Genomic DNA, 10,551 nt, shown 5'->3' with positions numbered 1-10,551 from the left:
ACCTCTTTCTTTATTATATATTACGCCTTATGACACTCTGGACAAACGCCATAAATTTCTAAGCGATGACTATTAATAACGAAGCCTGTCGTTTTCGCAGCTTCCTCTTCCAGCTTTTCCAAGCCTCCATAAGGAAAATCAACAATCTTACCACATTTTTCGCAAATCACATGATAATGTTGACTTGTAACATAATCAAATCTACTTGAAGCGTCTCCATAAGTTAATTCCTTTACAAGTCCAACCTCTTTAAACACACGTAAATTATTATAGACAGTTGCAACACTCATATTTGGAAACTTACCTTCTAATGCTTTATAAATGTCATCCGCTGTTGGGTGCGTCATTGATTCCACAAGGTACTCTAAAATAGCATGACGCTGTGGAGTAATTCGTACACCCGTATTTTTCAGCATTTCTAGCGCTTCTTTTAATTCTTCTTTGACCACCGTCATGCACCCCGATTCTATACGGATTATTATTTTATAATTCTTATAAAGAGTGTACTCCTTTTCTTATAAATCGTCAATATTTCTACTATAAGTATGTGGTTTATTTTTATATTCAAGACTTGTTTTTATGTATCTTTCCCTTTTCCACCATATATTACATAGAAAAAAGTGCGACATAATCGCACTTGGAATACTATCATCTGAGGAGGTATGCCCTACACTTTCACTTTATGTAAGACGATAAAATATGTATAGACACTTGCCTTGATTCTACATATTTTATCCCGCTATAGATTTACTTTATATAAGAAAGAACATCCTCAATATGTCCTTTTACTTTCACTTTACGCCACTCTTTTACAAGTTCACCGTCTTTATTGATAAGGAATGTGGAACGCTCAATTCCCATATACTCTTTCCCGAAGTTCTTTTTCAATTTCCAAACATCGTACAATTCTGCTACTTTATGATCTTCGTCTACTAAAAGTGTAAATGGAAGTTCATGTTTCTCAATGAATTTCAAATGTCTATTCGCTGAATCAGGGCTTACTCCAAGAATAACCGTATCCTTCTCTTGAAATACTCCATATGCATCACGAAAATCACATGCTTCAGTTGTACATCCTGGCGTCATATCTTTCGGATAAAAATAGAGAACAACATTTTTCCCGCGGAAATCAGCTAGGCGAATTTGTTCCCCATTACTTCCCTCTAATGTGAATTCTGGTGCCATTTCTCCTACTGTAATCATTGTTATCACTCCTACTCTTTTCCTATACTATAACAAATGCTTCCTTATTTTTCATTGTCTATTACAGACCTCATCACAAAAGCAAAAGGGAGTGTATATCCAATTAGCGCTTCTGCGATCGCAATCCATCGCCCAATTCCAATCGGAGATATATCACCATATCCAACAGACAATAAAGTAACTGCGCTAAAATATAAACAAATTTCAACGAGTTGAAAAGAATGAGCATTCAAACTTTCTCCATCCTCTTTCAAAACTACAAAACCCATTTCCTCTAATACAACGTAACTTAATCCAAACGCGATCAGTACTGTTGTATAGATCAAAAATAATGTGGCCAAATTATATAGCGAAAAAAAACGCGTTGAATCTGAATAGGAACTCCATAATAATTGGACACTTTTCAAAATAGCGATTGCTGCAAGTAATAGAATAAATCCCCATAACATGTCCTCCACCTCACTTTATATGTATGAGGTGAAGGACTGATTTATCCCTTAGAAACGAACAAGCTTCTATAATTAATTACCCGCGCCACGGTACCTTTTTACTCCTTGATTCCAGAGCGTAATTGCAATAGTAAAACAAATAATACCAACAATCGGTGTTGCGAATGCATAGCTATTCCACTCTGTTTTTCTTAAGAAGTATGCCGCTGGATATACCCCGACAAACGCAAATGGCAAAACAAACGTTAATATGAAGCGGATCACACGGTTATAAATATTAACAGGATAGCGACCATAGTTACCTATGTTGTACATTAGCGGCATAATAGAACTTTTCGCATCCGACCAAAAACCAAGGCTTGCAAGCGTAACAAATATTCCTCCATATACAAGCGCTCCTCCACCTACCATCAGTAAGAATAAGAAAAAATCATACCAGTAAAAAGATAATTGTAACTCTACAGCTGCATATCCCATTACAACAATTCCTGTAATGGCTCCAATTAAAGATTCTAGTTCCATTCTTTCTAATATAATTTGAAACAAGCTATGAATCGGTCTCGTTAATACACGATCCATCTCCCCTTTAATAATGTATCGATCATTAAAGTCCCATATATTAAAGAAAGCTGAAAAGATGGCAAATGGTACTAAAAAGAAACCATAAATAAAGATTACCTCTTCTCGACTCCAGCCCTTCAATGCTTGTGTATGGCCAAATACAACGAGAATAAATATTAAATTAACTGCTTGAAGCGATAAATCAGAAAGTAAACCAACGATAAAATCGCCTCGATACTCCAATTTCGTTTTTATATATTGACTTGCATATTGTAAAAATAATTTTATATATAGCATCTCATCATCCCCCTTGTACAATTAGACGTTTTCTCGCCGTTCTCCACATGAGTACAATTGGAATAATAAGTACAATTGCCCAAATCACTTGAAATACTAACGCCTCATACAACTTACTCCCTTGTATACCTTCAGAAAAAATCATACTCGGAATATAACTAATAGCCTGAAACGGTAAAAACATCATTGCTTTTTGGGCCCATAACGGATAAAAACTAATTGGTAATAATAAACCTGAAAATAAATCAATAACAACGCGTTTTGCATACATAATTCCACTATTATTAAATAGGAAGAACGTAAGCATTCCCGTCATTAAATTAATTTGCGTGTTAATAATAAAACTAAATATTAAAGATAAGAAGAAATATAACCACGTTTGAAAATTAGTTGTAATTTGCAACGAAAATAATAACGTAACGATAACCATACCTGGAATGGAAAAGAATGCAAAACGGAATATTCCCTCGCCAAGACCTTGCATAACTTTCATTCCTAAATAGTTATACGGACGAATTAATTCTACAGCAACACGTCCTTCTTGAATCTCCATCGCAATTTCCCTATCTATATTATTAAAATAGAAGGCACGTGCCATCCACGCGATTGCGATATACGTGGTCATTTGCGAAATAGATAAACTTTCAATATTCTCTTTTCCACTATAAATTGCTTGCCATAAAAAATAATAAGCACCGATATTAATTGTATAAATTAAAATCCCGCTATAGTAATTTGTACGATACGCAAGCATCATTAAAAAGCGAATGCGAATCATTTCAATATACTTACCCATGCTTAATACCTTCTTCATAAATGTTACGAATAATTTCCTCTGTAGACACTTCGTTAATTTTTAAATCTTTAATTTGAAATGCTTGTACTACTTTAGAAATAAGCATTGAAATAATAACTTCTTCATTCGGAATTTTTGCAATCCATGCATTTTCCTCTTTCGCTTTTGACCAAACGACCTGACTATCAGGCATAACCATTGATAACGTTTGATATGAAACTGGAGCAACGAACTGAAAATGTATTTCCTTCTCTGCACCCCACTGCGTACGAAGATTATTTAAAGAACCGTCATACATAATGTTCCCTTCATCCAGCATGATAACGCGCTCACATAAAGCTTCAATATCCGTAATATCATGTGTTGTTAATAAAATCGTTGTTTTATAACGCTCATTCATTTCTTTTAAAAATTCACGTATTTTCAATTTCACAAGAACATCTAAGCCAATTGTTGGCTCATCTAAAAATAATAACGGCGGATTATGAATTAATGCTGCTGCTAATTCACAACGCATCCTTTGACCAAGAGATAATTTTCGAACTGGTTTATCTAATAAAGGCCCTATATCTAACGTTTCAATTACGTGTTCCATATGCTCCTTATACTGAGCGTCTGATACACCATATACTTTCTTTAATAAACGAAACGATTCTTGCACTGCAATATCCCACCAAAGTTGCGAGCGCTGTCCAAAGACAACACCAATTGTTCTTACAAATTCTTCTCTTTGTTTATGTGGATTCATTCCATTTACTGTGATTTGCCCTGATGTCGGAGTCAAAATCCCCGTAAGCATTTTAATTGTTGTTGATTTACCAGCACCGTTCTCACCGATATAACCAACCATTTCACCTTGCTTTACAGTAAAAGATACATCATTTACTGCTGGCACTATTTTATAATTACGATTTAATAAATCGCGAAATGCACCCTTTAAACCCGGACGACTTGAATAGGCTGTAAACTCTTTACGCAACCCTTGTACCTCAATTACCGATTTCATAATCGGACCCCCTTCCTAAATGTCACAACGAATAGTTTACCCAACTGCCTTCTCTATCACAAACAATACGTCTTTCCGAAAAACATGTTAGAATAATACATAGATTTTTGTAAGGAGATGAATTGTAGTGAAATTCACAAAGTCAGAAGCATTACATAAAGAAGCTTTAGAACATATCGTTGGCGGTGTTAATAGTCCTTCTCGTTCTTTTAAAGCAGTTGGCGGCGGCGCTCCTGTTGCTATGGAACGTGGGAAAGGTGCTTATTTCTGGGATGTAGACGGAAATAAATATATCGATTATTTAGCAGCATACGGTCCTATTATTACTGGACATGCTCACCCGCACATCACAAAAGCAATTACAACAGCTGCTGAAAATGGTGTACTTTATGGAACACCAACAGCACTAGAAGTAAAATTTGCAAAAATGTTAAAAGAAGCAATGCCTGCATTAGATAAAGTCCGTTTTGTAAACTCTGGTACAGAAGCAGTAATGACAACAATTCGTGTTGCCCGTGCTTATACAGGTCGCACAAAAATCATGAAATTTGCTGGTTGTTACCACGGTCATTCTGATTTAGTACTTGTAGCAGCTGGATCTGGTCCTTCTACGCTAGGAACTCCTGACTCAGCCGGTGTACCACAAAGTATTGCTCAAGAAGTTATTACCGTTCCATTTAATAATGTAGAAACTTTAAAAGAAGCATTAGATAAATGGGGACATGAAGTAGCAGCTATCCTTGTAGAACCGATCGTTGGAAACTTCGGTATTGTAGAGCCTAAACCAGGATTCCTTGAAAAAGTGAATGAACTTGTTCACGAAGCTGGCGCACTAGTAATTTACGATGAAGTTATTACTGCTTTCCGCTTTATGTACGGCGGTGCTCAAGACTTGCTTGGTGTGACACCAGACTTAACAGCGCTTGGTAAAGTTATTGGCGGCGGCTTACCAATCGGTGCTTACGGTGGTAAGCAAGAAATTATGGAACAAGTTGCTCCGCTCGGGCCTGCATACCAAGCTGGTACAATGGCAGGAAACCCTGCTTCTATGGCATCAGGCATCGCTTGTCTAGAAGTGCTTCAACAAGAAGGGCTTTACGAGAAGTTAGATGAACTTGGTGCAATGCTTGAAGAAGGAATTTTAGAGCAAGCGGCAAAACATAATATCGATATTACGCTGAACCGCCTAAAAGGGGCTTTAACTGTATACTTCACAACAAATACAATTGAAGATTACGATGCAGCACAAGATACAGATGGTGAAATGTTCGGTAGATTCTTCAAGCTTATGCTTCAAGAAGGAGTTAACTTAGCGCCTTCTAAATACGAGGCATGGTTCTTAACGACAGAACATACAAAAGAAGATATTGAATATACAATCGAAGCTGTCGGCAGAGCATTTGCTGCCTTAGCAGACAATAAATAATCCCGTCATTAAAAGGAAAAAAGAAAGCTGAGCTTTCTTTTTTCCTTTTTTCTATTTCATAAATCCCGTATTAATAGTATAATTATTCACAATTATCTGTTTTATATTCTTTTACATCATTACTATCTCTGTATACAAAGTGATTTACACCTTAAATAGTAAGATTATTCTAACTTTTATAAGAGGGGGGATTGACGGATGCTCAATAAAAAAAATACATGGACACCGTCTTTATTTCGAGATTATAGAAATGCAGAACATGATGCGTGTGGAATCGTTTCCGTTATGGAGAAACGAAAAATTCCTACAAAAGAAAACATTGACCTTTGCATACAATCACTCGTCAAAATGAATCATAGAGCTGGTTTCATTAATGGCGAGGGCGATGGTATCGGCATTCACATTGATGTACCAAAAGCGCTTTGGAATGAAAAACTAAAAAGTAGCGGATATAATCCAACGATTGTGGATCATCCCCACTTTATCGTTGGACATTTTTTTCTAAATAAAAAAGAAAACATTACTACCTTAAAAAATTATATTCGTACGCAATTAAACAACGAAAGCTTTACTATCGTTTTCGAAAGTGATGATGTAATAAACTCTGATGCACTCGGTCCACTTGGTAAACAAGAAGAACCTTTATTTTGGCAAGTTGCCCTTATCGCAGACAACGAAATTACAAATATTGAGCAAACATTATTTTCTGTCACAATAAAAATAGAGGAAAACGAAGCAATTCATGTTGCTTCATTAAGTCGTGATCATGTTGTATATAAAGTTCTAGGTGCTGGCGATACACTTGTTGCCTATTACAATGATTTACAACATCCACTTATCGCTTCAACTATGACATTAGGACATAACCGCTACTCTACTAATACATTATCTAATTTTTTTCGTGTACAACCATTTAGCATTCTCGGACATAATGGTGAAATTAACACAATCGCAAAATTACGCGATCAAGCTGAAATGATTGATGTACCACTTACTGCTGGAGGCAGTGACTCTCAAGATTTAAACCGCACCTTAGAAACTCTACTTGTTCAATACGACTACAGCTTATTTGAAGCAATGGAAATACTATTCCCACCAATTATCAATGAAATTAAACTTTATGAAACACCTTTACAAGATTTATATACGTATATACGTGAAGCATGGGGCCATTTTGCACAAGGACCAGCTGGCATCATTTCCCGTTTTAAAGATGAAGCTGTTTTCAGCGTGGATTCCCTTGGACTACGCCCAGTATGGAAAGTTGAGACAGAAAGTTCTTATATTTTCTCTTCTGAACCTGGAGTTGTATCACCAACTGAATATGTAGCAGAACCAAAACCACTCGCTCCTGGAGAGAAAGTCGGCCTAAAGTGGAATGAACAAGATGAGCTCGTTCTCTACGAATATGACAAATACCAAATTCAAGTGTATAACCGTTTTACAAAACGAGTAGATATTACCGATTATCATTTGAACTTATCTATCCCTGAAACGAAAGAAATCTCAGGATTATGTGATTCTACGCAAGTTGAAACGAAGCAATATGTTGCTTTTGGATGGGATCGAGAACACATTCAGCTTCTTGAACAGATGGCAACAAAAGGCGTTGAGCCAATTCGCTCACTAGGGCACGATTCACCACTTGCTGCACTTGATACGGATAGACGAAATATTGCTGACTTTATTAAAGAAAGTGTAGCTGTTGTTACAAACCCAGCAATTGACCGTGATCGTGAAATCGAGCACTTCTCTACACGTACTGTACTTGGGGAGCGTCCAAGTTTATTAAGCGGCGCAAAACGGCCATTTGTAGTTGAAATGCTTTCACCAATTATTTTAGAAGGAAGCGTGGCACAACCTATCGCAGAGGAATTACACACAATTACGTACGAACAACTCATAGAGCTATTTATGACTCATAACTCTATCGCCACAATCTCTGCTACATTCAGCTCGTCAGAAACCCTGCCATGTGCATTAAGCCGCATTAGTTCTGAAGCAATAGCTGCTGTTAACAATGGCGCTTCCCTACTAGTATTAGATGACGCGAAAGCCCATCTAAATGAACACTTGTGGATTGATCCACATTTAGTTACCGCTAAAGTACATCAAGCATTAAGTGAAAATAAATTACGCCGCAGCTGTTCTCTCATTATACGTTCTGGTGCCCTTCGCTCCTTACATGACATCGTTACTCTATATGGATTAGGAGCAGACAGTATTAATCCATATTTATTATTCGCGACTGTAAATGATGGAACAAAAACACCAATTACGAATCTGTATAATGCACTTAATAAAGGACTAGAAAAAGTCATTTCAACAATCGGCATTCATGAGTTACGTGGTTACGGACGTCTCTATTCATCTATCGGATTACATGAAGAAATCGCACATATATTACAAATTACTAATTTCCTCGGTTCAAATAATTTAGCTTTTTCACTTGAATCACTTGCTGAAGATGCACAAATGCGAGCGGATGATTATAACAACCCTAAAGTTAGAATGCGAAAATCTTTTCATATATTCCCGCGAATTTGGAAAGCAATCGGCGATGTTGCAAAAGGAAATTCTTATGATGATTATCGTGACAAGTTAAGTGAACTAGAAGAAAATAATCCAATCGCAATTAGACACCTTGTTCAAACGAAACAAACAAAACATGTCGTTCCAACTGAAGAAGTATCTATCAGCATTCAAAATCATGATTTACCATTTATTATTAGTTCCATGTCATTTGGTTCTCAAAATGAAGTTGCCTTTCGCGCATATGCAGAAGCGGCCGATCAGCTAAATATGATTAGTTTGAACGGTGAAGGCGGCGAAATTAAAGACATGATCGGAAAATATCCACATACACGCGGACAACAAGTTGCATCTGGGCGATTTGGAGTAAATGCCGAACTACTGAACTCATCAAACTTAATTGAAATCAAAATCGGCCAAGGTGCAAAGCCTGGTGAAGGTGGACATTTACCTGGTTCAAAAGTGACAGCCAAAATTGCTGAAGCACGTAATGCCACAATCGGCTCAGATTTAATTTCACCTTCTAACAACCATGATATTTATTCAATTGAAGATTTAGCTCAAATGATTACGGAAATAAAAACGGCTAATCAACTTGCCAAAGTAGCCGTAAAAGTCCCTGTCGTTCCTAATATTGGAACAATTGCTGTCGGTATTGCCAAAGCTGGTGCTGATTTTATTAACATTAGCGGATTCGATGGCGGAACAGGTGCTGCGCGTATTCACGCATTGCAACATGTAGGTCTTCCTGTAGAAATTGGTGTTAAAGCCGCTCACAACGCTTTATTAGAAGCGAGTATGAGACATAAAGTAGAGATTTGGGCAGATGGTGGTATTCGAAGTGTAAATGACGCCTTAAAAATCATGCTCCTCGGAGCAAACCGTATTGGATTTGGCACATTATCAATGATTGCAATTGGCTGTACAACTTGCCGGGGATGTCATTTAGATACTTGTCATGTTGGAATTGCAACACAAATTGAATCTGAAGCGCAAGCGAAAGAGCATGGATTACGCCGCTTCGTCCCGCGCGAATTAGAAAAGGCAGTTGCTGGCCTGCTAAATTTATTCACTTCTTTCGGTGTAGAATTAAAACGATTAACTGGACAGCTTGGTTATACAAATTTACAAGAAATTGTCGGGCGTTCTGATTTATTAGAGCAAGTTCGAGGCGAAAATTTATTAAACTTATGTAATTTACTACAAACGATAGAACATCCATCTGTTACAAAAACAAAAACAGATACCGTACCGGAAAAACAATTTGAAACAGTCCATTCTCCTCACTCAAAAGAATTAGTAGGTGTTGGTGTAGAGCAACGCGTTATGGGTGGTCTAGAATCATGTTATCGCGTTCGTAGTAAACTATATGAAGCTACTCAACTTGAACCACTTACATTAAAGTATACGAATGGTTCTATTCCCGGAAATGGGTTAGGTGCTTACAATAGTGAAAATTTATTTATACACGTCAATGGCGGCGCACAAGATGGCATTGGTAAAACTTCCTTTGGTGGTGGTATTTATATAACGAAAGCAAAAGGAAAAGACGGATTATATTATAACGGTTCTGTCGGAAAAGGATTTGGATACGGGGCACAAAAAGGTGCACTATACGTGCAAGGTAACGCTGATGCTCGCGCTGGCATTCGCCTTTCTGGGGCAGACATGATAATTGGAGGTAGAATAACAAAACCACTCCGTGAAAAAGAGCATGGAAATATAGGGGCATACTCCAATATTAAAGGTTTTGCTTTTGAATATATGACAAATGGGCGAGCGCTTGTTTTAGGTGACCCTGGTCCATGGATTTGCGCTGGTATGACTGGCGGTGTTGTTTATTTACGTCATGATTCAAACTTAGGCTTAACAGAACAGGCCTTAAAAAGAAGAATCGCAAAAGGGGCAAATGTTACATTACAACCAATTAGGAAAAATGGCTTGAAAGATGTAACTGAATTATTGCTAGACTATATTCGTGTACTAAACGAGCATGAGCAATATGAGGAAGTTTCTTTTTTAACACCGTTATTAGATGATATGCAGCACCAGTTTTTTGAAATTATCCCGAAAAAAGAACAGGCCGATCCATCAATCTCAACAGAGTAACATGGGTAATTTTCATTATTAAGAAAAAATTGACGAAGTACACTTCTCATAGTAATCTATAGTAACAATTTGAAACCTGCTGAAATTCAGCAGGTTTTTTTACTAAAAACTGATGTTTAAAAGGAATTAGGAAAAATTATAAAATGAATACTAATTTCTTTTAATGTCACTA

At 36.9% G+C, this 10,551-nt stretch carries 8 protein-coding genes; 2 read left to right on the top strand and 6 right to left on the bottom strand.

Annotation, left to right across the window (positions count from 1 at the left end; genetic code table 11):
* Nucleotides 1-20: 20 nt before the first annotated feature.
* The 6 genes from perR to COK05_RS10920 form a co-directional block, all read right to left on the bottom strand.
* Nucleotides 21-449: a peroxide-responsive transcriptional repressor PerR gene (perR, locus tag COK05_RS10945; RefSeq protein ID WP_000237829.1), complete on the bottom strand. Its 429-nt coding sequence runs from the start codon at nucleotides 447-449 to the stop codon at nucleotides 21-23.
* Nucleotides 450-747: 298 nt separating this feature from the next.
* Nucleotides 748-1,203, bottom strand: coding sequence for a thioredoxin-dependent thiol peroxidase (bcp, locus tag COK05_RS10940; protein ID WP_098612605.1), 456 nt, complete (start codon nucleotides 1,201-1,203; stop codon nucleotides 748-750).
* A gap of 44 nt (nucleotides 1,204-1,247) precedes the next feature.
* Nucleotides 1,248-1,652, bottom strand: a complete 405-nt coding sequence (locus tag COK05_RS10935; RefSeq protein ID WP_098612604.1) for a potassium channel family protein — start codon at nucleotides 1,650-1,652, stop codon at nucleotides 1,248-1,250.
* 72 nt (nucleotides 1,653-1,724) lie between these two features.
* The gene (locus COK05_RS10930; protein WP_098612603.1) at nucleotides 1,725-2,510 is read right to left on the bottom strand and encodes an ABC transporter permease; all 786 of its coding nucleotides are present in this window, start codon (nucleotides 2,508-2,510) and stop codon (nucleotides 1,725-1,727) included.
* 4 nt (nucleotides 2,511-2,514) lie between these two features.
* Nucleotides 2,515-3,306, bottom strand: coding sequence for an ABC transporter permease (locus tag COK05_RS10925; RefSeq protein ID WP_000521519.1), 792 nt, complete (start codon nucleotides 3,304-3,306; stop codon nucleotides 2,515-2,517).
* Entirely contained in the window at nucleotides 3,299-4,312 is a 1,014-nt protein-coding gene (locus COK05_RS10920) for an ABC transporter ATP-binding protein (RefSeq protein WP_098612602.1), read from the bottom strand. The genes COK05_RS10925 and COK05_RS10920 overlap by 8 nt, the downstream gene beginning before the upstream one ends.
* A gap of 127 nt (nucleotides 4,313-4,439) precedes the next feature.
* Between COK05_RS10920 and hemL the strand changes: the two genes are divergently transcribed.
* The gene (gene hemL, locus COK05_RS10915; RefSeq protein WP_141539020.1) at nucleotides 4,440-5,738 is read left to right on the top strand and encodes a glutamate-1-semialdehyde-2,1-aminomutase; all 1,299 of its coding nucleotides are present in this window, start codon (nucleotides 4,440-4,442) and stop codon (nucleotides 5,736-5,738) included.
* Nucleotides 5,739-5,936: 198 nt separating this feature from the next.
* On the top strand, nucleotides 5,937-10,379 hold the full coding sequence (locus COK05_RS10910) for a glutamate synthase-related protein (RefSeq protein WP_098612600.1): 4,443 nt from the start codon (nucleotides 5,937-5,939) through the stop codon (nucleotides 10,377-10,379).
* Nucleotides 10,380-10,551: the final 172 nt, after the last annotated feature.

This window comes from Bacillus cereus (genome assembly GCF_002567495.1).
Taxonomy (GTDB): domain Bacteria; phylum Bacillota; class Bacilli; order Bacillales; family Bacillaceae_G; genus Bacillus_A; species Bacillus_A cereus_AQ.
The sequence above is the reverse complement of the archived record's forward strand: the minus strand, read 5'-3'. Positions and strand labels throughout refer to the sequence as shown.